The organism is Rhodoblastus acidophilus (assembly GCF_900187365.1).
Taxonomy (GTDB): domain Bacteria; phylum Pseudomonadota; class Alphaproteobacteria; order Rhizobiales; family Beijerinckiaceae; genus Rhodoblastus; species Rhodoblastus acidophilus.
Map to the genome: position 1 here is coordinate 11,632 of NZ_FYDG01000001.1, position 24,386 is coordinate 36,017.

Genomic DNA, 24,386 nt, shown 5'->3' on the forward strand with positions numbered 1-24,386 from the left:
GCTAATCTCAGCCGAACAGCGCCACCACCGGGTCGAGCGGCGCATCCGGCGCGCGCCAGTACGGCCCGCCCGGCGCGAGATCGACGATCACGCAGCGCGCGCCGGGCCGAAGCCGCGCCGCGCCGCGGGTCCAGCGCCGCTCCGGGGCGCCGGCGGCGCCTTCCGGCGCATGCCAGCCCTCGTCCAGCTCCGTCGAATCGAGCGCGATCTCGTCGCCGTCGATCTGCAGCCGCGTCACGCACAGGCCAAGCGCCCGGTCGTCGGCGCTGGCCGGCAGCACATGCGCGGGCGTGAACACGCGCGACGTCAGCACGAGATCGTCGCGCGGCGCCGGCGTGATGAACGCCAGTCGGCCCTGCGAAAGCCGAACCGGCTCGATCCGCGCGCCATCGGCCATCAGGCAGGGGTCGGCGTCGTCGGTCAGACCATGGCCCTGCGCCAGCACGGCCTCGATCAGACGCGTTTTCAGCCCCTCGACCACGGCGCCGCGCCCCGGCGCCAGCGCGCGATCCGCGCGCGCGGCGCCCGCCTCCACCGGCAAACCTTCGGCGAACACGATGTCGGGACCATCCAGCTCAAGACCATAAGCTTCCGCGCGCCCCGACGCCTCCCGCCGCAATGTGACGCCGTTGGCCAGCGCCGCGACGGGAATCAGCGCGCCCTCCGCCGCTACGCCATGGCCTGGGCCAAGCCAGAGATCGCGGCGCGGCGTCTCGCCAAACGCCCGCGCCAGGATTCGCACGGGATCGCCGCCATTGAGGCCGCGACGCTCGATCCGCGTCACCGGACGCAGCCCCGAAGCCGTCACCGCGAGATCGCCGACGCGCAGCGCCTCCACCTCGACCTCGCCGCGCACCGTGGCGATCCGCGTGCCGCGCAGGAAACAGGTTTGCGCGCCAAACGGAGCGTCAGTCGGCGCGGCCGCCTGCGGCGGCAAACAATCGGAAGGGTCCAGGCGCAATGACATGGTTTCCGCTCCAGCTCTGGGGAGCCAATAAATTGACGAGGCGATTTCAGTTGAGGCCTCGAATGACCTGAAACAATTTATAACAAATCTGCGAACGCAACGGCAAGTTGCGGATCGCCGCAGCTCCGATTCAGCCGAACGCCGCCTCGGCGAATGTTTTCGACCGCGCGGCGATGTCGCTATTTTCGAGCCGTGACAGTATGTCAAGGAAGGCGACGCGGAAGCTGCCCGGCCCCGCGCTGGTCTCGGCGGCGATCTCTCCGGCGATGGCGTACGCCTCCAGCGCCGCAACCGCCGCCGCGAAACGGTCGGGCGTCGCCGCCGCGAAGGCGCCGACCGCCGCCGACAGCGCGCAGCCGCAGGCGGTGACGCGGGTCATGACTTCGGCGCCATTGGCGATGCGCGTCACCCGCGCGCCATCGGTGACGAGATCGACCGCGCCGGTCACGGCGACCACGCAATCGAGCCGCCGCGCCAGCGCCACGGCGGCGTATTTCGCCGCCCCGGCCTCGTGCAGGCTGTCCACGCCCTTGGGCGCCGCCGCTTCCGCGCTCAGGCCGGCGACGCGCGCCACCGCAAGGATCTCCGAGCCATTGCCGCGAATGATCGACGGCCGCGCTTCGAGCAGCGCGGCGACGACCTCGTCGCGGTAGCGCGTGGCCCCCGCCCCCACGGGGTCGAGAACCCAAGGTTTTCCCGCCGTGCGCGCGGCGGCGGCGGCGGCGCGCATGCCCTTGAAAAAGGTCTCGGAAATCGTGCCGATATTCACCACCAGCGCGTCGGCGATCATGGCGAATTGCGCCGCCTCCTCGGGCGCGTGGATCATCGCCGGGGCGGCCCCGAGCGCCAGCAGCGCATTGGCGGCGAGATCCATCGACACGTAATTGGTGATGACCTGCACCAGAGGGCGCGCGCGGCGCATGTCGTCCAGAAGATGGGTTTCGCTCATATTGCTGTCCAATTCCTCTCGCCAACGGACTCTTGCGGGGCGGCGGCGGCGGCGCTACAGCCGCGCGATGACCATCGACCCGCTCTATCTCGTCCTCGAAAATTCGGCCTGGGTCGAACGCATGCTCGCCTGCGGCGTCAAGCTGATCCAGTTGCGCGTCAAGGGCGCGGAGGACGAAGCTCTGCGCGCCGAAATTGTCCGCGCAAAAAACCTTTGCGCGCGGGCTGGGGCGCGATTCGTGGTCAACGACCATTGGCGCCTCGCCCTCGAGCTCGGCTGCGCCCATGTCCATCTTGGCCAGGACGATCTGGCGGGCGCCGATCTCGCCGCGCTCCGCGCCGCCGGCCTCAGCCTGGGCGTCTCGACCGAAACCGAGGACGATCTCGACCGCGCGCTGGCGCTCGGCGCCGACTGGATCGCGCTGCAGCCGATCTTCGCCACCGCCTCGAAAGCGTTTGAGCGGGCGCCGCAGGGGCTGGCCCGGTTGCGCCAGTGGCGCGAACGGCTGAACGGACGGCCGCTGATCGCCATTGGCGGAATCAAGCTCGGGAACGCGAACGCCGTCTTCGCCGCCGGCGCCGATTGCGTGGCGCTGATCAGCGATGTGACCCGCGCGCCCGATCCCGAGCGTCGCGCCCGCGACTGGCTGGCCGCCACCCGCAGGCGCCTCTAAAGCGTTTTAAGCGAAGCTGAAGCACGGCTCACGCGAAAAACGCTTTGAAACAATAGTCTAGCGCCCCTTCGGCGAACTGAGGTTCGCCGAAGGGACGCTCAATCACACCCCGGCGTCGGCGCGCACGGGCAGATCGTCCTTGCGCAGGATTTTCTTGGCCGCGGCGCCGCGCTCCGGCCGGCCCTGGTCGTCGAACCAAACGATGGCGCCGGTGGCGCAGCGGTCGATCACTTCGCGGCGCCCCTCGCTGATGCGGCCGATGTCGATCTCCGCGAGATTGTTGCGCACGGTGATCAGGCCCGGCGCGGCGTCGGCCACGCATTTGCCGCAGGCGGTGCAGGCCACTTCGCAGGCGGCTTCGGCGAGATCCGCCTCCGCCCGGCTCTTGCAGGCCACGAACAGCTTGTCCTTGACCAACTGCAGCGAGAACAGCCCCTTGGGACAAGCGACCACGCAATCGTTGCACGCGGTGCATTTCTCCTGATCGACCACCGGCAGGCCGTGCTCGTTGAGCGTGATGGCGCCTTGCAGGCAGACCGAGGCGCAATCGCCGAGCCCCAGACAGCCCCAGCCGCATTCCTTGCCGCCGCCGCTGACCACAGCCGCGCCGCGACAGGTTGAAAGCCCGACATATTTCGCGCGCAAAAACGCGACATGACGGCCGCCGGCGCAGGCGAGCCGCGCCACGCGCTTGTCCACAGCGCCGGCCTCGACGCCAAGATAACCGGCGATGGCGGCGATCTGCGCCGGGCTGCTCACGGTGCATTTGGCGGCGACCACTTCGCCCGCCACCAGCTTTTCCGCGAAATCGTGGCAACCGGCGAGACCGCAGGCGCCGCAATTGCTCTTGGGCAGCAGCCCGTCCACTTCCTCGATGCGCGGGTCCTCGTAAACGAACAGGCTTCTGTTCGCCACGGCCAGCATCAGCGCGAGCAAGCCGCCGAGGCCCGCCATGAAGGCGCCGGCCATGCCGACGACTTCCCACTGCCCAAACTGCTCCACGATCCGTCCCCCTCAGCTTAGGCTGTCAGCGCGGGCAGGCCCGGCGTGCGGAAAGTCTGCCCGTTCTTGCCGATCAGCAGCGCGTCGACGCCCGGCAGCGTCGCGGCCAGCGCCAACGCGCGTTCCGCGCCCAAAACCATGAAGGCCGTGGACAGGCCGTCCGCTTGCAGCGCGGTCGGCGCCAGCACCGACGCGCTCGACAGCTCCAGCGGCGAATGGCCGGTGGCCGGATCGAAAATGTGGTGGTTGACGAAATCGGGCGTGAAATAGGTTTCGTAGTCGCCGGAGGTCGCCAGGGCGCGGCCGTCCATGGCCAGCCGCATCACGATCTGCTCGGATTCGCGCGGATGCTGCACGCCGAGCACCCAGGGCTTGTCCTGCTGCTTGCGGCCGAGCGTGTCGAATTCGCCGGCGTCGATCAGCGCGTGTTCGATTCCATGGCGGCGCACGGCGGCCAGCGCGCGGTCGGCGGCGTAGCCCTGCGCCACGCCGTTGAGCGTGATCGCCATGCCGGGACGCCGCAACCGCGCGGCTTCCTCGGACAGGTCGAGATCGCGCCAGCCCACCAGCGCGCCGGCCGTGCGCACAGTGTCGGCGGACGGCAGCCCGCCCTGCGCCTTGGCCTGGGTATAGGCGTCCCACAGCGGCTGCACCGTCACGTCGAACGCGCCATGCGTGCGGTCCGCCAGGTCCTGCGAATAGCGCAGCACTTCCAGCAGCCGAGCGTCGGGGCGCGCCAGTTCGCCGGCGCGGTTGAGCGCCACCACTTGGCTGTCGTCGCGATAGAGGCTCATCACCTTGTCGACGCCCTGCACTTCCGCCAGCGCGTCGGACAGCGCGGCCTGCGCTGCGCCCTCGTCATTATGCAACACCAGCAGCGAAACCTTCGTGCCGAGCGCGCGGCCCGACAGCGTGAACGGCTTCAACTCGCGGGCGTGAGCGACCGAGGCCACCGCGCCGAACCCGGCCAGGGCGGCGACCGAGCCGAGGCCCAGCGAGGACCAGATCATCTTGCGGCGATTCATCATCGAACTATCCTCATCTCAGCTCAGTAAAGCACGTCGCGCCATTGGCCGGCGGCTTGAAGTTTGGCGCGGCAGGCTTCCCAGGTCTCGGCCGAGCCGACCACCCGCGCCATCGCCTTGTCGAGCATGGGCAGCATCGCCTCGGGACCGGCGATGAAAACATGGGTGCGCTTGTCCTGCAACATGTCCCAGACCTCGCCGGCATGGGCGAGCAGCGCCTCGTCCAGCGCCGGCGGCTCGTCGAAATGCGGGCGCGGGCTCACCGCCTCGAACGCCTTGAACGTCGGCTGGTCGTAATACAGGCCGAGGTCGCCGTTCTCCTGGTTCTGGTAAAGCATCTCCAGGCCGCTGCGCGCGCCGTGGAACAGCCGCACCGGGCCTTTCCAGCCGCCCAACTCGTCGTAGATGCGGCGCACCAGCCCACGGAACGGCGCGATGCCCGTGCCCATGCCGATCATCAGCAGGCCGGCTTCGCGGTCGGCGGGAATGGCGAAGGGGTGGCCGAGCGGGCCGACGAATTCGATCTGCCCGCCGACCGGCAGGTCGCACAGATAGTTCGAGGCGACGCCGTCATAGCGCTCGCCGTTGAAATCGTCGATCACATGGCAACGCCGCACCAGCAACTCAACCGCGAGCCGGCCGCCGGCCGGCTCCAGGTCGGCGATGGAATAGAGCCGCTCGTGAAAACGCTGGCCGAACTGGCCGGGGGCGCGCACGCGCAGGCACTGGCCGATCTGGCCGGAGAAACCGCCATCCGCCGAAAAGCGCAGACGGCGCACGTCTTCGGGGGAATTCGCCGGGGTGATGCGGGTGTTGGCGACGAGGGTCGCCGTCCAGAGCCGGTCGGTCGCTTCTGACAGGGACATGACGCTTCTCAGTGAGAAAGAATTTCAGGCGCCGCCGCCGGCAGAACGCCGGGCTTGCAAGCAGTGTTGGTGCAGGCGGCGCAGCCTTCGGCCGGTTTCGCGGCGGCTTTGGCCTCCCCGCATTTGGCTTCGGCGGCTTTGGCTTCAGCGAATTTCGCCTCGGCCGATTTCGGCGCCAGCGGCGAAGGCGCGTGGCCATGACCGCCGCAGCCGCCGCCAACCAGACGCAAGGGGCCAGCTTCCGGATGCTGCTCGGCCACATGCCGCGCCATGCGCTGCACTTCGATCCAGGCCATCATCAAGCCGAGCAGCAGGATGAAGGCGGCGATCAGGGAGACGATCATGCCCCGCCCCCCAATCCCGCGAAGCCCATGAAGGCCAATGATAGAACGCCCGCCAGCATCAGCACGAGCACCGTGCCCTGCACCGATTCCGGCACGTCGGCGAGTTCGACGCGCTCACGCACGCTCGCCAGCAGCACCAGAGCCAAAGTGAAGCCGACGCCGCCGCCAATCGCAAAGGTGATCGACTGCATGAAGTCATAATCGCGCGCGGTCTGGAACAGGGCGACGCCGAGCACGGCGCAATTGGTGGTGATCAGCGGAAGATAGATGCCCAACGCCCGAAACAGCGGCGGGTAATTCTTCTTCACATACATTTCAACCAGTTGCACCGCCGAGGCGATCACCACGATGTAGCAGATCAGCCGCAGGAACTCCAAATGCGCGAGTCCCAGCACCCAGTTCAGCAGATAGGCGCTGAGCGAGGCGATCACGATGACGAAAGTGGTGGCGAGGCCGAGGGGGAACGCCACGGAGACGCTGTGGGTGACGCCGAGGAACGGACACATGCCCAGAAACATCGCCAGCACGAAATTGCCGGAGAGGATTGTGGTGAGCAGGATCTGCCAGAGAGATTCACGCGCCATGACAGGCTCCCGAAGTTTCAGCGGCGGCCCGGGCGCGCTCATTCTCCTGCGCGCGCATCTGGGCGCGACGGCGCACGATGGAGAACAGCAACAGCCAGCCGGCCATCACGAAGAATCCGCCCGGCGGCAGCACCATCACCACCCAGGGCTGGAAGTTCGGCCCGAACAGCGAGAAGCCGAAGAAGGCCCCGGCGCCGAGAATTTCGCGCACGCCGCCGATCATCACCAGGCTCAGCGTGAAGCCGAGGCCCATGCCGATGGCGTTCATCGTCGCCGCCAGCGGCGGATTGCGCGCCGCATGGGCTTCGGCGCGGCCGAGCACCAGGCAGTTGGCCACGATCAGCTGGATGTAGGCGCCGAGCGCTTCATAGAGGTCGAGGCTGATCGCCTGGATCGCATAGTCGGTGACGGTCACGAAGGTGGCGATGATCACGATATAGGTGGCGATGCGCACCTCTTTCGGGATCAGTTTGCGCAAGGCCGAGACCAGAAAGCACGAGGCCGCGAGCACGAAAGTGGTGGCGACGCCCATCGACAGCGAATTGACCGCCGAGACCGTGACGGCCAGCGTCGGGCACATGCCCAGCACCATCACGAACACCGGGTTGCGCTTCCACAGCCCTTCCGTGAACTCCTCCCAGGTGCTGGGCGGAGCCAACAGGGGAGACGACTCGCTCATTGCTTCTCCAATCGGTCGATTTTGGGAACGAGGCGCGGCAGCAGGATTTGCGCCGCGTCGTTGATGCCCTTGCCCACGGCGCGCGAGGTGACGGTCGAGCCGGAAATGGCGTCGATCTGCCAGCCTTGAGCCTTCGTGCCGTGCTTGACCACCTTGACCTCGTTGGCGAGGCCGGCCAGATCCTCGGTCAGCTTGACGTCCAGCGCCTTGAAATTGGCCAGGAAGTCCTTGTCGGTGATGATCTTGTCGCCGATGCCGGGCGTCTCGCGCATGGAGACGACGCCAAAGCCGACGATGCACTGGCAGGCCTTGCGATAGCCGAACATCACGCGCACCGTGTCGGCGTAGCCCTTGGCGGCGCCTTCCGCCGCCACGCCGTCGAGATGGCCGTTGGCGTCGTAGGCGGCGTAGAACCGAACGGCGCCGGTCGGCGGATCGCCCTCTCCGGCCGGAACCACGTCGCCATTGGCCAGCGCCAGCCAGGGTTTGACGGACTTGGCGTCCGGCAGCACCTTGATCACCGCGCGTTCGGAGGCGAGCCGGCGGTTGTCCTTGGCGCGGTCGAGCGTCAGCAGATAGCTGCCGACGATGATCAGGCCGCAGATGGCGGAAACGACGCTCAGGGCGCGCAGCAGGGTGAAGGTCGGCGTCGCATGGGCCGCTGCATCAACCTGCGGGGTGTTGTCCGACGCGCTCACGCTCTCGTCTCCTTGGTCGGTTCCGTGCCGAACGCTTTCGGCTGGGTGATCCGTTCGATCATCGGCGTCGCGGCGTTGCCGATCAGGATGGCGTACATGACGCCCTCCGGCAGCCCGCCGGAATAGCGGATGATCACCGTCAGCGCGCCGATCAGCGCGCCATAGAGCCACATGCCGAGCGGCGTCACCGGCGAGGTCACCATGTCGGTCGCCATATAGACCGCGCCCAGCATCAGGCCGCCCGAGAACAGCACGAAGCCGGGATCGGGGAAGTGCTGCGGGTTGAGCGGATAGAGCGCAGCGGCGAGCAGCGCGGCGCTGCCGAGCACGGCGACGGGAATGCGCCAGTCGAGATAGCCGCGATAGGCAAGGTACAGGCCGCAAGCGAGGATCAGCAGCGGCGACGGGCCGACCGGCAGATGACCCGACAGCGACGTCAGCAGGTCCCAGTTGCTGGCGATCACGCCCTCGAACTTCCACCGCGCCAGCGGCGTTGCGCCGCTCACGCCGTCGATGTTCAAACCGGCCACCCAGGAGGCGGTGTCGGCCGGCGTCATGAACGGCAGCGCCAGGCTCGACGGAATGAAGTCGGTGAAGCGGTCGGGCAGGAACGAGGGGGTGTAGGTGGCGATGGCGGTCGGGAACGCCGCCTGCGCGAAGCCGCGTCCCACCAACGCCGGATTGAACAGATTATGGCCGATGCCGCCGAAAATGGCCTTGCCCAGACCGATGGCGACGAAGCCGGCCATCGCGCCCATCCACAGCGGAAAGCCCGGCGGCAGGGTCAGCGCGAGCAGAAGCCCGGTGATGGTCGCCGACCAGTCGCCGAGATCGCCCGACTGCCGGCCGAGACGCAGGAAGAACTCTTCCGCCGCGAGACAGGCGCAGGTGACGACCACCAGCGAGGCCAAAGCGGACACGCCATATTGCCAGACATAGAAGCCGCAAATGGGCAGAAGCGACCACACGACATTGCGCATGATCTTGACCACGCCAGCGTCGTCCTTGATGTGTGGCGCGGAACGAATTTCAACGGTCATGCCGCCTTCTCCGGCTTGCCGCGCAGCACCTGTTTGGCCACGCGGAACTGCTGCACCAGCGGAATGTTCGCCGGGCAGACGTAAGAGCAGGTGCCGCATTCGAAGCAGGCGCCCAGGCGATAAGTGTCCGCCATCGTGTCATACTGGCGCTTGGCCGCGAGCATGCCGAGGGTGGAGGGATTGAGGCCCATCGGGCAACTCTCGATGCACTTGCCGCACTTGATGCACGGGAAGCTCTTTTTCGCCGACGGCGCCGCGAGCTCGCGGGCGCGGAAGACGAGAATGCCCGAGACGCCCTTGGTGATCGGGGCGTCGAGGCAGGCCACCGCCTGCCCCATCATCGGCCCGCCATAGATCACCTCGATGGCCTCCTGCGGCGCGCCGACGTAATCGAGCAGGAAGCGCAGCGGCGTTCCCATCGGGACCAGATAATTGCCGGGCCGCTCGACGGCGGTGCCGGCGACCGTGATGACGCGCTCGATAAAGCCGCGTCCGCGCGGGGCCAGCGCGCCCATATAGGCGAGCGTGGCCACGTTCTGCACATAGGCGCCGACCGAATAGGAGCGCGCGTCCGGCGGCACCTCGCGGTTGAGCAGCGTCTTGATCAGCATTTCGCCCGCGCCCTGCGGATATTTGGTCGGCACGGCCTCGACCGTGACCTCGCCGCTGGCGGGCAGCGCGGCGCGCAGCGCCTCGACGGCGTCGGGCTTGTTGTCCTCGACGCCGATAATGGCGCGGGGATTGCCGAGCAGCCGCCGCGACATTTCAATGCCGATCATGATGTCGCGGGCGCGCTCGACCATGATGCGATGGTCGCTGGTGAGGTAGGGCTCGCATTCGCAGCCGTTGACCACCAGCGTGTCGACCGGGAATTCCTTCGGCACTTTGAGCTTGGCGTGGGTCGGGAACACGCCGCCGCCCAAACCGACGATGCCGGTGCGCTGCACCGCCGCGATCACGCCGGAATCGTCGAGAGCCGCGAGATCTTGCGGCTCCTCCCATTCCACCGCCTGGGTGGAGCCGGCGTGCGCCTTGATGACGACCGATTCGGTCCAGACGCCGGTGGAGGTCGGGTTGAGGCGGATCGCCTCAACCGTTCCGCTGACCGGCGCATGGTGCGGCACCGACACGAAGCCGTCGGCCTCCGCCAGCGGCTGGCCGCGCACCACGTCCTGGCCGACCTTGACGAGCGGCTTGGCCGGGCGCCCGACATTTTGCGACAGCGGCACGATCAGGCGCGGCGCGAACGGCAATCGCGTAATCGGCTGATGCGCCGTGCCCTTGTGCTCAGGCGGATGAATGCCGCGGGCGAACGCCTCGCCGCGAAGAAAGGTGAAAAGTTTCATCGCGCCCTCAATTGTACTTCTTCGCGCGGTTGATCAGCTTGTCCAGCTTGGGCTCCTGCTCCCAGGGCATACCGGGATGCAGACACTCGGCCGGGCACTTTTCCGCGCTCTTCACAATGTCGCTGAACTTGTTCCCCTTGGGGTCCTTCACGGTGACCTGCTTGGAGGCGTTGTAGACGAACACGCCCGGCGCCTGATCGATGCACTCGCCGCAGGCGGTGCAATCGGGCGAATCCACCCAGACCGGCTCATAGTCCGGCAGGGGAATTTCGACGCTGGAGGCGGCGGCCTTCGCCTTGGCGGCCGGCTTGGCCGGAGCGGCGGGCTTCGCCGCCTCGACCGGCTTGGCCGCCTCGGCAGGCTTCGCCACCTCGACGGGCTTGGGCGCTTCAATGGGCTTGGGCGCTTCGACGGGCTTGGCGGCCTCGACGGGCTTGACCGGTTCCGCGGCGGCGGGCGCCGTCACCGGAGCGGCGGCGAGCGTCGCGGCCAGTCCGGCCAGCGTCGAGGGAATCGGCGCCGGAGCCGCAGGCGCGGCGGCGACGGGAGCCGGAGCAGGCGTCGCGGGGACCGGAGCCGGCGCCACAGGCGCAGCGGCCTTGGCTTCGGCGACGGCGGCGGCGACCGCTTCGGCCTGAGCGGCGGCGAAGCTGGCTTCCAGCTCCTCGCGCACCTCCTCGCGAACTTGCGCCTCGATCGCGGCGGCGTCGACCGGCTGGGCGACGACGTCCTTGAGCTGACGCCAGAACTGCATCCGCTCCTCGCAGGAATTCACCAATTCCTGCGACACGATCAGCCGCATCAAACGGCCCTTGGCGTCGGTCGCCCAGATATACGGGAAGCGGCCGTTGCGCTCGTCGGCGGGCAGATCCAGCAACTCGGCCAGCGGCAGCATGGCGTCGTTCCAGGTCTCCGGCGGCGCCTTGCGGAAGTTCTTGGAGAAGCGCGCTTCCGTCGCCGCGAAATCGGCGAAGGTCACCGGCAGGTCGAGCGTGGCCTTCGCGCCCTTCTCGTCGACATATTGCAAGGAATAGGTCGGCCAGTCCTGATCCAGCGCCGGGTTGCCTTCCAGGCTGGCGCAGGCGGAGAATTCCACGCCGGCGTCCGGATCGTAGCGGAACAGCGGATAGGCGCGGCTTTCCACCGCAAGCTTGCTCTGGGACACCGTGCGGTCGTCGCCGACGCCATGTTCGGGCGGGCACACCGCATAGATGTTGAACAGGGCCGGCCGGCGCGAGTTCAAACCGTCGATATAGCCTTCCAGCAGGTGCGACACATGGGCGACCGTGGACTGCAGCACGAAGCTGCTGCGGTGCGCCATGCCGATCAGGCTGATTTCCTTGCGGATTTCGCTCTTGCCGTGACGCGCCGCGCCATAGGGCGCCATATCCGACACCTGGGCGATGAAGCCCGAGGTGCAGGCCTGGCCGCCGGTATTGGAATAGACTTGCGTGTCCACCACCAGCACCTTGATCGGCTTGCCGGCCATCATCATGCGCGACAGGTTCTGGAAGCCGATGTCATACATGGCGCCGTCGCCGCCGAGGCTGACCACCGGCGGGCACAAGGCCCATTCGTCGTCGGAGAACTGCTCGTAGGTGAAGCGGTTGAAGAAGGCGCGGTCGCGCTCCTCGACGAAATCGCCCTTCAGCTCCATCTCGGCCATGCGGACGATCTTGAAGCCCTCGGCCATCTTGGCCATGTGGCCTTCGAACAGGCCCATCGCGACCGACGGCGAGTCCTGGAACAGATGCGAGGTCCAGGGGAACGGATAGGGATGGTACGGATAGGTGCTGCCCCACACGGACGTGCAGCCGGTGGAGTTGACCATGCCCATATTGGCGCGGCCGCGACGGGTCGGGCCTTCGACATAGCGCCAGCGCAGATCCTTCAACGCTTCCAGCAATTGCGCGCAACGCTTGACCCAGTTCGGATCGAGCGGCTGCGACGGCTTGCCGTCATTGAGCTTGGAGGCCAGCGACGACAGGGTGAGATCGTGCGGGGCCGAGGAATCCACCGCGCGGGCGACCGCGCTCGCGTCCGACAGATCCACCGCCTTGGCGAGGCTCAGCCGCACATGCTGCTCCAGCTTCTGGATCAGGCCGTCGAGTTTGCCGATAAAGGCTTTGACGCGCGGCTGCATCAGCGCGGAAACCGTGCTGGTGAACAGGTGGATCGCGGTCTTCTCGCCGCAGCCAAGGCAGGCGCCGTCGCCGCAGGTCATGGCGTTGTAATTGGTCTTGTCGAGCAGCAGCGTGTCGAGCGCGCCGATCTTCTCATCAAGATCCTCGATGCGGCTGTATTCCTTGCCGGTGGTCGGCAGGTCGAGCCAAAAACTCCAGTCGCGGCGCAGCGCGGCGACGCTGTCGTCGGTCTGCGTCACCATTTTCAGCGCATTGTCGTCGCAGACGTCCACGCACAGAGCGCAGGCCTTGCAGGTCAGCGGATTGACCGTGATGGAGAACAGGCCGCCGCCGCCGCCCTTCTTTTCCTTCGAACTCCAGTACGGCTTGGTCGCGGAGAAGGCGAAGGTTCCGATCTCGGCCTTGAGCAGGTCGAATTCGGCGGCGAGCGCGGCGCGCTCGGCTTCCGGCGCCTCGGCGACCGTGGCTTCAAAAGCCTTGTCGATCAATGGACGCACGGCGACGCCGTCATTGGGGCCGACCAAACCGCGCAGCTTCTTCTCGGCGCCGCGCAGGGCGCGCCGCAGCAATTTGGTGGGCGTGCCCGCGCGCTCGACGCGCGCCAGCGCGGCGTTGAACACTTCGCTGACCGAATTGACCAGGCCGGGAATCGCGCTGTCGGGGCAGACCGTGTAGCACTTGCCGCAGGCCGTGCAGTTTTCGGCGACCCATTCCGGATGCTCGAAGCGGATGCCGGTCATGTCGCGGAACATGCCGGACGCCGCCGGGATCAGCGAGGCGCCGATGAACGGATCGAGCAGATTGTCGTTGCCCTTGCCGGTGGCGTAGAAATGGCCGGTCTGCTCCCAGAAGCGATGCAGGTCGGCGACAGGCGACAGGCTCTTGTCGCTGGAGGGGCAGCCCTTGAGCATGATCGGCAGGCTGGTCTTGGCGATGACCGGCGCCGACTCGCCCACCACCTTTTCCTTGATCTCGAAGATCTCGGTGTAACCGCGCTTCACCACGGTCAGGTTGTTCTGAACGACCCGCGCGCCCTTGGAGCCGAACTTGGACTCAAGCTGCTTCTCGATGGCGGTGAACAGCGTCTGCTCGCTCAGGCCGGCGTTCTGGCGCACCGACGACGCCGCGAAGAACGCGCCCTGGAAGGCGTTGCCCTGCATGCGCAATTGCAGCTCGGCGCTGCCGGCCTCCTCGCGGGCGATCTTGAACGCGTCGAGATAGAAGACGCGCAGCTCCTTGTCGACGATCTCCTGCTGCGCCCAGCGCGGGAAAGCGGCCCAGGTCCCCTCGCCCAGATTGCTCTGGATGATGAACACGCCGCCCTTCTTCAGGCCGGACAGCGGGTTGGAATGGCCGAACACCGCCGGATCGGGCGACAGAACCACGTCCACATAAACATATTCGCAGTTGACGCGAATCGGCTCCGGCGCCGCCGACAGATAATAAGTCGTCGGCTGGCCCTTCTTTTCCGAGCCATATTTCGGATTGGCCTTGATCTCCCAGCCGAGCAGCTCGAACAGGGTCATCGCCAGATTCTTGCCGGTGGTGATCGCGCCCCAGCCGCCGATCGAATGCATGCGGACGGTGATCGCGTCCTTGGGCATCAGATTGGGGTTTTCGCTGCCGCGCACCACCATTTTGGCGGCGTTCGGATAGGCGGACTGGAACGCCTGCTGATGCAGCTCATCCTTGGGATGATCCGGCTCGCGCGCCACATCCACCGACAGATAGAAGAACTTCCGCTTGTCGCCGTCGGGCAGCATGTTCTCGATCGCGCCGATCAGCCCTTCCGGCTGCAGGTCGCGCGAGCCCAGCCCGTAGCAGCCGGAATAGAGACGCGGCATGTCGCTCGGCGACAGCGAGGGATAACCCGGATGCGGCGGCTCGCCGGCATAGGCGGCCTCCATGGCGTTTTCCAGCGCCTTCTGCAGCGCCGAGCGCACTTCGCGCATCAACGGCAGATCTTCGGCCAGCGGCTGGTCGGTGCGCTCCAGCACCGCCACGCCCTTCTTGCCCCGCAGCGCGGCGGCGACGAGATCGCCAGGGAAGGGACGGAACATGGTGAGATTGACCACGCCGACGCGCAGCCGGCGGGTGGCGCGCAGATAATCGGCCACGGCCTCGGCCTGCACCACCATGCTGCCCATGCCGAAAATCACATAGTCGGCGTCATCGCAGCGGTAGCAGCTCAGGCGGGAATATTTGCGCCCGGTCAGCTCGGCGAATTCGTCCATACAGCGGTCGGCGAGCGGCTGCACCTCATTGAAGAAATACGGGCGCTGCGCGGCCACCGCCTGCATATACGCGTCCTGATTCTGCACCGAACCGGAGGCCATGGGAACGTCCACGTCCCAGATCGAAGGCACGCGGCGGCGCTTCGGGCCGTAGAGCATTTTCTGCGCCGGGGTCGGCGTCTCGATCATGTCGTCGGGCTTGCCCAAAAATTCCGCGACGAGTTCGCGCTCGGGCAGCGTGACCGATTCGATCAGATGGGTGGTGAGAAAGCCGTCCTGGCCGACGATGGCCGGGGTCAGCGACAATTCCGCCAGCCTGCGGACGATCAGGTTGAGATCGGCCGCTTCGGTGGCGCTCTTGGCCATCACCTGAATGAAGCCGGTGTCGTCGATGCAATGGTAGTCGTCATGGCCGGCATGGACGTTGAGGCTGGCCTTGGTGATGGCGCGGCAGCCCATGTTCAGCACGTAGGGCAGACGCTTGCCGACCGTGGCGTAAAGGCTCTCGTGCATGAAGGCGATGCCCTGCCCCGACGAGAAATTGGTGGCGCGCAAGCCGGTCATGGCCATGCCGGCGGTCACCGCGGCGGCGGCGTGCTCGGATTCCGGCTCGACGAAGATCAGCGGACGGTCGCTGACATTAAGATGCCCGCGCGCGGCTTCTTCGGCCCAGTATTCGCCCATCTGGGTGGAGGGGGTGATCGGATAGGCGCCGGCGGCGTCGGAGGCCTCGCGCTCGACATGGATAATGGCGGTGTTGCCGTCAACGGCGTCACGAACGCCCGGGTACTTCACCGAAGGCTGCTCCGGGGCGCGGGCGGCGGCGCCCGTCAGTGTCTCCATAATCTTCTTCAGCATCATCCTGTCCTCGACGCGCACGCCACGCGCAGTTGATTTTTTACTATGCAGAGTTTGATCAAATTCATCTGCGACATATGGGCGCACGACTTAAGACGTACACGACCCATTCCCCCCGATTAAGCCGATAACCGAGGGGTGAAGCGCGTTACAAAGTTGACGCATTCCAAGCCGCCGCACCATGACGAAGATCAATTTGCTGATTAACTTTGGCGCGCCAGCCCGCCGCCGACCGAACGCGCTCCGCTTGATTCGAGGACAAGCGCCGGCCGATCCTTCCGCCGCGCGGTTCACTTCGTTCTCGGCTTCGAGGCGCTCTCCGCAATGCTACAGAGACGCGCCGCAAAAGCTGAAGCAAAACAATAATGCGCAAGAAAGCGCGCAGATCGCGCCCCTCCGCCAAAGGCAAAGCTAAAGCACGGATAAGCCTGATGAATGGCCAATATCTAGCAACACAGCTTGGTCTGCGCCATTGTTACGAGGCATCGCCCTGCGTACTCGGTAGCACTACGTAAAAACATCTTGCCGCACATTTCATTTTAGCCGCTCCCGGTGTATGGTGGCGACGTTCACAAATTCGTTACGCCCGCCAGGAGCTCAAGAATGTCCACGAATGTCGTCAGACTGAACGGCGAGCATTTTCCCGGCCCCGAGCCTGTCGAGGACGTGATCGAAACGCTCACCCGGTGGCTTGAGAACGCCAAGGCGGGCCGTTTGCGCCAGGCGGCGCTCGTCGGCGTCGAGGCGGACGGAACCACGGTGCTCGCCTGGTCTGGCGGCCATCGCGATCTCGTCGGCTCGCTCGACTACGCCAAGCATTGCCTGCTGCGCGACTGGGACAGCGCCTGATCGGCGCGGTCTCCCGCCCTCCTCACGACCGGGGGCGCAGCAAGGCGCCGGCGTAAGCCAGGATAAATCCCCCGAAGGCGGCCAGCCAGCACAGGGCCGCGACATGCAGCAGCGCGAAGGCGCGATCAGGCGCCAGGGCGGCGGCGATCCGCGCCAGCGCCGCCAGCAGCACGGCCGCGTAAATCGCCTGGGTGGCTCGGCCCGCGCTCAGGCGCTGGCCGGTGTGGCCGAGACTGGCGCGCGTCATCACCGCCAGCGTCATCGCGCCGATCGCCCCCACGCCCCAGGCGTGCACGCCGGCGCTGATCGGCAGCGCGCCGGTCGCGGCGGCGACGCCGTTCAGGAGAAAGCCCAGCGGCACGAACAGATAGGCGAGATGCAGGATGGCGACCAGCGGTTCGCCAGCGGCGCGCTCGCCCGCCCAGCGCGCCAGCCGCGCGGAATTGAGCAAACCAGCGGCGATCAGCGCCGCGCCGACGGTCGCGTTGTCGGGCAGACACCCCCAGCCGACCAGCGCCGGAACGGATACGGCGAGGCAGACCGCGTCGAAGCGGTCGAAAGTCTGCGGCAGCCGTCCCGGCCCGCGCCGCGCCAAAAAGGTGTGGGTAAAGCTCGGGATGACGCGACCGCCGATCAGCATCACCAGCGCAACCAGCGCGGCCAGCCCGAAGCGGCGGGCGTGCGCGGCGTCGCCGTCGACATGAGCCTCGATGTGGAAGGCGATATTGGCGCACGCGATCAGGCCGACGAAGATCAGCACCTTCAAATTGCGGGTATTCTCGCCGGCGACGATTTCGCGGGCGATCACGCCGCAGACCGTGAGCAGGAAGGCGCAATCGACCAGCGCCGGCGCCGCCCAGCCGATCTTCGCCGACAGCAGCACGGCGGCGCGCCCGGCCAGCCAGAGCAGGACCAGACCCGCCAGCCCCCTGCCCTGAATCGGCAGCCGTCCGGTCCAGTTGGGCACGGCGGTCAGCAAAAAGCCGGTGACGACGGCGCCGCCATAGCCGAACAGGGTTTCATGGGCGTGCCAGTCGAGCGGATGAAAGGCGGTGGTCAGCGTGAGTTCGCCGAAAAATTGCGGCAGCCAGACCAGCACCGCCACGACGGCCCACAGCGCCCCCGCCAGGAAAAACGGGCGGAACCCCATGCTGAACAGGGCAGGCCCGGCGAAAGAACGACGTGTGGATTCCGAGTGGCGCGCGGTCATGGCCTCTGCTCCCTTGGTGGAACGGGTATCCTCTGATAAACCCTCGAGAAAACGACGAATTTGCGCGTCGACAAACGGGAGGACAGATGCACCATCTCGACCGCTCGCTGATCGCCGAAGCGCCGTCCTTCGAGGGACTGGACGCGGCGGCTCTCGACGACATTCTGGGCCACGCGCAGCCGTTTCGCATCCCCAAGGGCGACGTCGCCTTCCGGCAGGGCGAGCCGGCGGAAAAATTTTTCCTGCTGCTGCACGGACGATTGAAGGTCAACCGGCTCAACGCGCATGGGCAACAAATGGTGGTGCGATTCGTCAATCCCGACGACATGTTCGGGGTGGCCATGGCCATCCAAAGCCCGACCTATCCCGGCACCGCCACGGCGGCGGTGGATTCGCTGGCGCTGGTCTGGCCCAATTCCGCCTGGGTCGGGATGATCTCGCGCTATCCCGCACTGGCGGTCAACACGATGCGGGCGCTCGGGGCGCGGCTGCAGGATTCGCAGCAGCGCATTCTCGATCTTTCGACGCAGAAGGTGGAGCAGCGCATCGCCGGAGCGGTGCTGCAACTGGCGCAGCAGGCCGGACGCAAATCCAGCGAGGGCACCAGGATCGACTTCCCGCTGTCGCGCCAGGATCTCGCGGAAATGACCGCTTCGACCCTGCACACGGTCAGCCGCACCCTGAGCGCCTGGGAGGCGTTCGGCCTGGTGGACTGCGGCCGCCAGAGCCTGGTGGTGCGCGATTCCGCCGGCCTGCAGGCCATCGCCAACGGAATCGAGGCGGAATGACGCGGCCGTCGCCGGCCGCGCCGCGCCGTCATTTGGCCGGCTGTTCCTTTTCCTTCAGCGCCTTGAGATAAGCGGCGATTCCCTCGCCCTTGCCGGCGAGTTCGTCGTCGAGAACCTGCCCCGCCTCCTGCGCGTGATCGGGCAATTGATGCGCGATGCCCTTGTGGCAGTCGATGCAGGTCTTGCCGGCGGCGAACGCGGCCTGATGCGTCTCGGCGGCGGCCTTCGCCTGCACCGAATAATCCATATGCTTGAAGTTGTGGCAGTTGCGGCATTCGCGGCTGTCGGTGGTCTTCAGCCGGCGCCATTCGTTGGTGGCGAGTTCGAGCCGCTTGGCGGCGAATTTCTCCGGCGTGTCGATCGTGCCGAGCACTTTGCCCGGCAGCTCGTGGAGCGTCGCCTGGATCTTGCGCTGGACCTTCCAAATCCATTCATGCGGCACATGGCAATCGGCGCAGCCGGCGCGCACGCCGGTGCGGTTGCTGTCATGGATCGTGCCGCGCAATTCCTGATAAACATTGTCGCGCATTTCGTGGCAGGAAATGCAGAATTCCTGCCGGTCGGCGAGATCGAGCGCGGTGTTGAAGCCGCCCCAGAAAATCACGCCGGCGCCGAAACAGGTGATGGCGATGGCGCCCAGCGACCAGCGCGCCGTCGGCGACCAGAACCAGCGCCACAGCCGCGCGATTTTTCCACTCGGCGTTCCGCCCGCGTCGGGGGTTTTGCTATCGATCATGGCCGGTCTCCGGTCGCAGCGAGGGGCTTGGCGTCCGGCGCCGGCAGATGGCACTGGTTGCAATAGACGCGCGTGGCCAGCAGCTTGTCGATGCGGGCGCCGTCGCGGTGGACGAAATGCGCGTCGGACGCCGCTTTCGTCGCCGCCTTGGCGGCAGTGGCCGGTCCATGGCAGGTCAGGCAATCGTTGACGGTGGGGCTCATCTTGTAGCCGGCGAGCGCGTGGGGAACCAACGGCGGCTTCGGCGCGGGCGCCTCGCCGGTTTCGGCGGCGGCCCCGGAGGCGATCAGCGCCAGCAGCGCGGCGGCGAGCGCGACGACAGGAAAAATCCTGAAAAATGAACGAAATCTGGCCAACGCGCCCTCCGTGCCGGGTCAGCGCGCCGGAGAAGCCGGTGGCGACGCTGACGCAGGCAGGGCTAGGGCGTCGATATGGCCAAATGAAGGCTAGAGCCGCGCCGCCGGGCGCCTGGGCTGCTTTGTCGCACCTTTTTACGCGCTGCGCCGCCCGGTCGCTAGTCGAGCCGGCCATGATCGTGGCTCTCATCCGCCAGCGACTCGATCACGCGACATTGGCGAATGCCGCCATGCCCGTCGCAGGCGATCATATGGGAGAGTTCGACCTTGAGCGCGGTGAGACGCGCGATGCGGTGTTCGACTTCGGCGAGGCGCGCGCGGGCGATGGCGTCGGCCTCCTTGCAGGGCTGGTCGGGCGCATCCTGAAGCGTCAGCAGGGTGCGGATCGCCTCGACCTCGAAGCCGAGTTCCCGCGCGTGCCGGATGAACGAGAGGCGCCGGAGGTCGTTTGTGGAATAATGGCGGCGGTTGGCGTCGGTTCGCGGCGGCGGCGGGAGCAGGCCGATCTGTTCGTAATAGCGGATCGTCGGCGCCTTCACGCCGGTGATCCGGGCCGCTTCGCCAATGGCCGCATGTTTTTTCATGATGGCGCTTGCTCCTCTAGCGACTAGAGGATGTAGCTTCCCTGCTCCGAAGACAAGAGGCCCGGGGAATCAGCCTATGGAGCAATCGCTTACGCAAAGCCGCTACCGAGTCGAGGGCATGGATTGCGGGGGCTGCGCCGCCAAGATCGCAACGGCGGTGCGGCGCTCCCCCGGCGTGACGGAGGTCGCCGTTTCGGTCGCGTCCGGGACCATGGTGATCCACCATTCGGCCGAGAGCGATCTCGCAATGCTGGAAAAGCGCGTCACTGCGCTCGGCTATGGCCTTGAGCGTCTGGCGCAAGACTCTCCAAAGCCAAATCTTGAGGATCACGACCACAGCCAATGCTGCGGCCATGGACACGGCCACGATCATGACGACGGGCGCGTTTCCGCCAATCCTGAAGCCGGTCCGGCGAAATCGTCGCCCTTTCGACTTTCGCGCAAGGGCGTCCTGACTCTCTCCTGCGGTCTGGCGCTGATTGCGGCCTATGCTCTTGGCAAGGCCGCGCCCGGCGCCGCGCCCTACGCGTTCCTGGCCGCGCTGCTGGTTGGGCTCGCGCCCATCGCGCAGCGCGCTTTTGTGGCCGCGCGCCAGGGAACGCCGTTTTCCATCGAAATGCTGATGACTGTCGCCGCGATCGGCGCCTTCGTCATCGACGCGCGTGAAGAAGCCGCCGCCGTCGTCTTCCTGTTCCTCGTCGGCGAAATGCTGGAGGGGCTGGCGGCGCGCCGGGCGCGCGCCAGCATCCAATCGCTGGCCGCGCTCACGCCGGCGACGGCGCAACGCGAACGCGGCGGCGTCCTGACCGAAGTCGCTTCCGCGAGCCTGCGCCCCGGCGATGTCATTGTGGCGCGTCCCGGAGATCGCATCTCCGCCGATGGCGTGATCCTCTCCGGCGACAGCCGCATCAACCAAGCGCCGGTGACCGGCGAAAGCCTGCCCGTGCACAAAATGGCGGGCGCCAGGGTTTTCGCCGGATCGCTCAACGGCGAGGGCGTCTTGCGCGTCGAGGTGACCGCCGCCGCCGCCGACAACACCATCGCGCGGGTGGTGAAGCTCGTGGAGGAGGCCCAGGAATCCAAGGCGCCGACCGAGCGTTTCATCGAGCGTTTTGCGCGCATCTACACCCCGGCGGTGGTCGGCGTCGCCGCGCTCGTCGCCGTGGTTCCGCCGCTGGTCGCGGGCGCGTCCTGGCAGGAGTGGATCTACAAGGCTTTGGCCGTGCTGCTGATCGGCTGCCCCTGCGCGCTGGTGATTTCCACGCCGGCCGCCATCGCCGCCAGCCTTGCGGCGGGCGCGCGGCGAGGCCTCCTGCTCAAGGGCGGCGCCGTGCTCGAAACGCTCGGACGCGTCAACATGGCGTGTTTCGACAAGACCGGCACGCTCACCGAGGGCAAGCCAAAAGTCACGGACGTGATCGGCTTCGACCGCGACGAAAACGAGGTTTTGGCGCTGGCGGCGGCGGTGGAGGCGACCTCGAACCATCCTTTGGCGGGCGCCGTGCTGGCTGAAGCCCAGGCGCGAGGCTTGCGCGCGCCGGCCGCCATCGCTGCGGCGGGATTGAGCGGCAAGGGAGTCTCGGCGACCGTCGACGGCCAAAACGTGTTTCTTGGCTCGGCGCGCGCGGCGGGGGAACGGGCCGTGCTGACGCAGGAGCAAGCGGCGCGCATCGCCGTTTTGAACGCGGAGGGCAAAACCGTTTCGGTTCTCGTGGTGGGCGCCGCCGCCGCCGGCGTCCTTGCGCTGCGCGACGAGCCGCGCGCGGACGCCGCCGCCGGCGTCGCCGCGCTGAAGCGCGCGGGAGTCCGGGTGGCGATGCTGACGGGCGACAATCGCCGCACGGCTGAGGCGGTGGGCGCGAGCCTCGACGTCGAAACGCACGCCGAACTGATGCCGGAGGATAAGCAACGCATTGTGCGCGATCTGCAAAAGCAGGGCTTGGTGGTCGCCAAAATTGGGGATGGCGTCAACGACGCGCCGGCGCTCGCCGCCGCCGACGTGGGCGTCGCCATGGGCGGCGGCGCTGACGTTGCGCTGGAAGCCGCGGACGCCGCCATTCTGCACGGCCGGGTCGGCGATGTGGCGGCCCTGATCGCGCTGTCGCGGCGAACCCTACGCAACATCAGGCAGAATGTCACGATTGCGCTCGGCCTGAAGGCCGCGTTCCTCGTCACCACCCTCGTCGGCTTGACCGGCCTATGGCCCGCCATTCTCGCGGACACGGGCGCGACGGTGATTGTGACGGCGAACGCTTTGCGGCTGTTGCGCGTTAACGGCGATCACACGTGAGGACGCCGCCTCCCTTATGCGGTTCTATACGCTTGCCCACATTCCGGCTCATTCACGCTTGATAAGCTTTGATTCAGGTTTGAATGCAAGATGGTCCTATGACCCGCGCCTCGCTGTTCCGATTCGCTCGTGTTGCGCTCGCGACCGTTATGGTCGCGCTGGCGGCGCTTGGGCATATTTTCGGCGAGGCGCATCACGATGTCGGCCAACCCGCCCAGGCCCTCGCCTGGACAGACGCCGCGACGCCCGATGCGGCAGGTTCTGTCTCCGGCCCGCTCGAGTTCTTCCAGCCTTCGGCGTCGCAGGCGGATAGCGTGGTCAAAAAGTACGTTTGCGGTTGTTTTTCCGGCTGTGGCTGCTGCTCGACGGGGCTTTGGCGTCAAGCCGAGGCTTTGGCGCCTCCGGCGTTGATCCTCGCGGAATCGCTGGTCGCGCCACAACCGGATGTTCCCTCGGGGCTGCGCCCGAAATCGCTGTTCCGGCCGCCTCGGCTCACGGCCTGAACCTGCGCGCGGCGTCACGCGCCGCATTTCCCAAACGTCCAGTCCCCCTCAAGCGCCTTCGGCGCGAACGTCGCTGCGCACCAATGCGCATCGCGCGGCGTTGGAGTTCATGATCATGAGCCGATCTTCCCTGGCCCTGTTCGCCATTCTGACTTTCTCCGTCGCCTCGCAGGCGCGGGCCGACGAGAGTTTTCTCCCGGACGCATCCGGCCGTCTCACCCGCGCCGACCATGTCCAAAGCTGCGAGAGAAACAAATGGGCCTGTTCGCAGCAATTCGGCCCGTCGTCTGAAGTGCTGCATGAGCTTGCCCATTGCCGCATCAAATACGACCAGTGCCTGAACCGCGGCGACGGCGCGTCCACCTTTCACTGAAGCCTTCGCGACCCCCGCCACACGCTCGGGGCGACATCCTGCGCCCTGCTCCCCTCTATCCGATGGCGCGCGTTCGCCGCGACGCCTGAGCGATTGGACGCGATCCATGTCCCGTTTTTCCCTGAGGCCCGCCCTGCTGGCGCTGGCCCTATGCTTGTCGCCCGCCCTCACGCTCGCCAAATCGGCGGAGGCCGTCGAGGCGCGCGAAGCCCCTCCCGCCCATGGCGAAGTCCCCCTGGCGGCGGAGCAGATCGACAAGGCCGGCGTCGCCGTGACGCGGGTCGAACCCGGCGTCATAGCGGAGCAACTGTCCGCCCCTGGCGTCGTCATCGCCGATCAGGACCGCATCGCCCGCGTGCCGGCGCGGGTGATCGGCTCGGTGGCGGAATTGCGCAAGCGGCTCGGCGAGACTGTCGCCAAAGATGAAGTCGTCGCCATGCTCGACAGCCGCGAAGTCGCCGACGCCAAGAGCGAATGGCAGGCGGCTCTGGTCAATTGCGATTTGCAGAAGACCTTGTTCGAGCGCGCAGAAAAACTCTGGGCCAAGCGCATCAGCGCCGAACAGGTCTATCTTCAGGCGAAGACGACGGCGGCCACGGCGCAATTGCGACTCAATCTGGCCCGGCAAAAACTGCGGTCGCTCGGCGTCAGCGACGGCGAAATCGACGCCCTGCGCGCCGACGACGCTTCGGCCAATCTCGGACTTTATCCCGTGCGCGCGCCGATCGCCGGACGCGTGATCGAGCGCAAGGTGGATGTCGGCGCGTCCGTCGGCGGCAACAACGACCCGTCGGAACTCTACGCCATCGCCGATCTCAGCCGCGTCTGGATCGACCTCGCCATTCCCGCCAGCGAGCTGAACGCCATCCGCGAGGGACAGAAGGTTTCCTTGCGCGCGCCCAATGAGGAAACGCTGTCCGGCCAAATCATCTTCATCGGGCCGGTGCTCAACCCGGAAACACGCGCGGCGCGGGTTCTGGCCGCCGTCGACAATCCCGGCCTGGCGCTGCGTCCCGGAGGCTTCGTCACCGCGGCCATCGCCGTGCGGGAAACGCCGGTGGCGCTGCGGGCGCCGAAAACCGCGCTCCAGACCATCGAGGGCAAGACCAGCCTGTTCGTGCGCAACGACAAGGGTTTTGTCGCGCGCGCCGTCGGGCTTGGGCGCTCCGACGCGCAATTTGTCGAAATCACCGAGGGGCTGACGGCGGGCGAGACCATCGCCTCAGAAAACTCCTTCATTCTCAAGGCGGAACTCGGCAAGGCCGAGGCCGCGCACGACGATTGAGGC

At 66.9% G+C, this 24,386-nt stretch carries 23 protein-coding genes; 7 read left to right on the plus strand and 16 right to left on the minus strand.

What is annotated here, in order from left to right; translation table 11 throughout:
* Nucleotides 1–7: 7 nt before the first annotated feature.
* Both CFB24_RS00055 and thiM read right to left on the minus strand, forming a co-directional pair.
* Entirely contained in the window at nt 8–967 is a 960-nt protein-coding gene (locus CFB24_RS00055) for a Hint domain-containing protein (protein WP_088518533.1), read from the minus strand.
* 130 nt (nt 968–1,097) lie between these two features.
* Nucleotides 1,098–1,916, minus strand: coding sequence for a hydroxyethylthiazole kinase (thiM, locus tag CFB24_RS00060; protein ID WP_088518534.1), 819 nt, complete (start codon nt 1,914–1,916; stop codon nt 1,098–1,100).
* Between the two features lie 67 nt (nt 1,917–1,983).
* Between thiM and thiE the strand changes: the two genes are divergently transcribed.
* A complete protein-coding gene (thiE, locus tag CFB24_RS00065; RefSeq protein WP_088518535.1) occupies nt 1,984–2,589 on the plus strand; it encodes a thiamine phosphate synthase in 606 nt (201 codons plus the stop codon).
* 102 nt (nt 2,590–2,691) lie between these two features.
* On the opposite strand, the gene CFB24_RS00070 is transcribed toward thiE, so the two are convergent.
* The 10 genes from CFB24_RS00070 to CFB24_RS00115 are packed head-to-tail and all read right to left on the minus strand — an operon-like array spanning nt 2,692 to nt 15,409.
* A complete protein-coding gene (locus tag CFB24_RS00070; protein ID WP_088518536.1) occupies nt 2,692–3,591 on the minus strand; it encodes an RnfABCDGE type electron transport complex subunit B in 900 nt (299 codons plus the stop codon).
* A 17-nt stretch (nt 3,592–3,608) separates the two neighbouring features.
* Nucleotides 3,609–4,619 (minus strand): FAD:protein FMN transferase, encoded by a 1,011-nt coding sequence (locus CFB24_RS00075; RefSeq protein ID WP_206605476.1) that lies wholly within the window; start codon nt 4,617–4,619, stop codon nt 3,609–3,611.
* 20 nt (nt 4,620–4,639) lie between these two features.
* Nucleotides 4,640–5,482 (minus strand): FAD-binding oxidoreductase, encoded by an 843-nt coding sequence (locus CFB24_RS00080; RefSeq protein ID WP_088518537.1) that lies wholly within the window; start codon nt 5,480–5,482, stop codon nt 4,640–4,642.
* 8 nt (nt 5,483–5,490) lie between these two features.
* Nucleotides 5,491–5,826: a hypothetical protein gene (locus tag CFB24_RS00085; RefSeq protein WP_088518538.1), complete on the minus strand. Its 336-nt coding sequence runs from the start codon at nt 5,824–5,826 to the stop codon at nt 5,491–5,493.
* The gene (locus tag CFB24_RS00090; protein ID WP_088518539.1) at nt 5,823–6,410 is read right to left on the minus strand and encodes an electron transport complex protein RnfA; all 588 of its coding nucleotides are present in this window, start codon (nt 6,408–6,410) and stop codon (nt 5,823–5,825) included. The genes CFB24_RS00085 and CFB24_RS00090 overlap by 4 nt, the downstream gene beginning before the upstream one ends.
* A complete protein-coding gene (rsxE, locus tag CFB24_RS00095) occupies nt 6,400–7,089 on the minus strand; it encodes an electron transport complex subunit RsxE (protein ID WP_088518540.1) in 690 nt (229 codons plus the stop codon). The genes CFB24_RS00090 and rsxE overlap by 11 nt, the downstream gene beginning before the upstream one ends.
* A complete protein-coding gene (locus tag CFB24_RS00100) occupies nt 7,086–7,787 on the minus strand; it encodes an RnfABCDGE type electron transport complex subunit G (RefSeq protein ID WP_206605475.1) in 702 nt (233 codons plus the stop codon). Before CFB24_RS00100 ends, rsxE begins: the two co-directional genes overlap by 4 nt.
* Nucleotides 7,784–8,827, minus strand: coding sequence for an RnfABCDGE type electron transport complex subunit D (locus CFB24_RS00105; RefSeq protein ID WP_088518541.1), 1,044 nt, complete (start codon nt 8,825–8,827; stop codon nt 7,784–7,786). Before CFB24_RS00105 ends, CFB24_RS00100 begins: the two co-directional genes overlap by 4 nt.
* On the minus strand, nt 8,824–10,173 hold the full coding sequence (gene rsxC, locus CFB24_RS00110) for an electron transport complex subunit RsxC (protein WP_088518542.1): 1,350 nt from the start codon (nt 10,171–10,173) through the stop codon (nt 8,824–8,826). The genes CFB24_RS00105 and rsxC overlap by 4 nt, the downstream gene beginning before the upstream one ends.
* Before the next feature lie 7 nt (nt 10,174–10,180).
* Nucleotides 10,181–15,409 carry a 2-oxoacid:acceptor oxidoreductase family protein gene (locus CFB24_RS00115; RefSeq protein ID WP_088519457.1) on the minus strand — a complete coding sequence of 1,743 codons (5,229 nt, stop codon included), beginning with the start codon at nt 15,407–15,409 and terminating at the stop codon, nt 10,181–10,183.
* 603 nt (nt 15,410–16,012) lie between these two features.
* Between CFB24_RS00115 and CFB24_RS00125 the strand changes: the two genes are divergently transcribed.
* Complete coding sequence (locus tag CFB24_RS00125) at nt 16,013–16,258, plus strand: hypothetical protein (protein ID WP_088518544.1); 246 nt, start codon at nt 16,013–16,015, stop codon at nt 16,256–16,258.
* A 22-nt stretch (nt 16,259–16,280) separates the two neighbouring features.
* Here CFB24_RS00125 and CFB24_RS00130 read toward each other — a convergent pair whose 3' ends face one another.
* Nucleotides 16,281–17,468 (minus strand): NnrS family protein, encoded by a 1,188-nt coding sequence (locus tag CFB24_RS00130; protein ID WP_088518545.1) that lies wholly within the window; start codon nt 17,466–17,468, stop codon nt 16,281–16,283.
* Between the two features lie 86 nt (nt 17,469–17,554).
* On the opposite strand from CFB24_RS00130, the gene CFB24_RS00135 reads away from it, so the two are divergent.
* Entirely contained in the window at nt 17,555–18,256 is a 702-nt protein-coding gene (locus CFB24_RS00135; RefSeq protein ID WP_088518546.1) for a Crp/Fnr family transcriptional regulator, read from the plus strand.
* A 28-nt stretch (nt 18,257–18,284) separates the two neighbouring features.
* Here CFB24_RS00135 and CFB24_RS00140 read toward each other — a convergent pair whose 3' ends face one another.
* The 3 genes from CFB24_RS00140 to CFB24_RS00150 all read right to left on the minus strand — a co-directional run bounded on the left by CFB24_RS00140 (nt 18,285) and on the right by CFB24_RS00150 (nt 19,932).
* Nucleotides 18,285–18,992: a NapC/NirT family cytochrome c gene (locus tag CFB24_RS00140; protein ID WP_088518547.1), complete on the minus strand. Its 708-nt coding sequence runs from the start codon at nt 18,990–18,992 to the stop codon at nt 18,285–18,287.
* A complete protein-coding gene (locus tag CFB24_RS00145) occupies nt 18,989–19,348 on the minus strand; it encodes a nitrate reductase cytochrome c-type subunit (protein WP_088518548.1) in 360 nt (119 codons plus the stop codon). The genes CFB24_RS00140 and CFB24_RS00145 overlap by 4 nt, the downstream gene beginning before the upstream one ends.
* 158 nt (nt 19,349–19,506) lie before the next feature.
* Entirely contained in the window at nt 19,507–19,932 is a 426-nt protein-coding gene (locus CFB24_RS00150) for a MerR family transcriptional regulator (RefSeq protein WP_088518549.1), read from the minus strand.
* A 76-nt stretch (nt 19,933–20,008) separates the two neighbouring features.
* On the opposite strand from CFB24_RS00150, the gene CFB24_RS00155 reads away from it, so the two are divergent.
* From CFB24_RS00155 to CFB24_RS00170, 4 genes are all read left to right on the plus strand, one after another.
* Nucleotides 20,009–22,222: a heavy metal translocating P-type ATPase gene (locus CFB24_RS00155; protein ID WP_088518550.1), complete on the plus strand. Its 2,214-nt coding sequence runs from the start codon at nt 20,009–20,011 to the stop codon at nt 22,220–22,222.
* Between the two features lie 149 nt (nt 22,223–22,371).
* On the plus strand, nt 22,372–22,725 hold the full coding sequence (locus tag CFB24_RS00160; protein ID WP_141098296.1) for a hypothetical protein: 354 nt from the start codon (nt 22,372–22,374) through the stop codon (nt 22,723–22,725).
* 115 nt (nt 22,726–22,840) lie between these two features.
* On the plus strand, nt 22,841–23,098 hold the full coding sequence (locus tag CFB24_RS00165; protein WP_141098297.1) for a hypothetical protein: 258 nt from the start codon (nt 22,841–22,843) through the stop codon (nt 23,096–23,098).
* 106 nt (nt 23,099–23,204) lie between these two features.
* Nucleotides 23,205–24,383, plus strand: a complete 1,179-nt coding sequence (locus tag CFB24_RS00170; RefSeq protein ID WP_088518553.1) for an efflux RND transporter periplasmic adaptor subunit — start codon at nt 23,205–23,207, stop codon at nt 24,381–24,383.
* Nucleotides 24,384–24,386 lie beyond the last annotated feature (3 nt).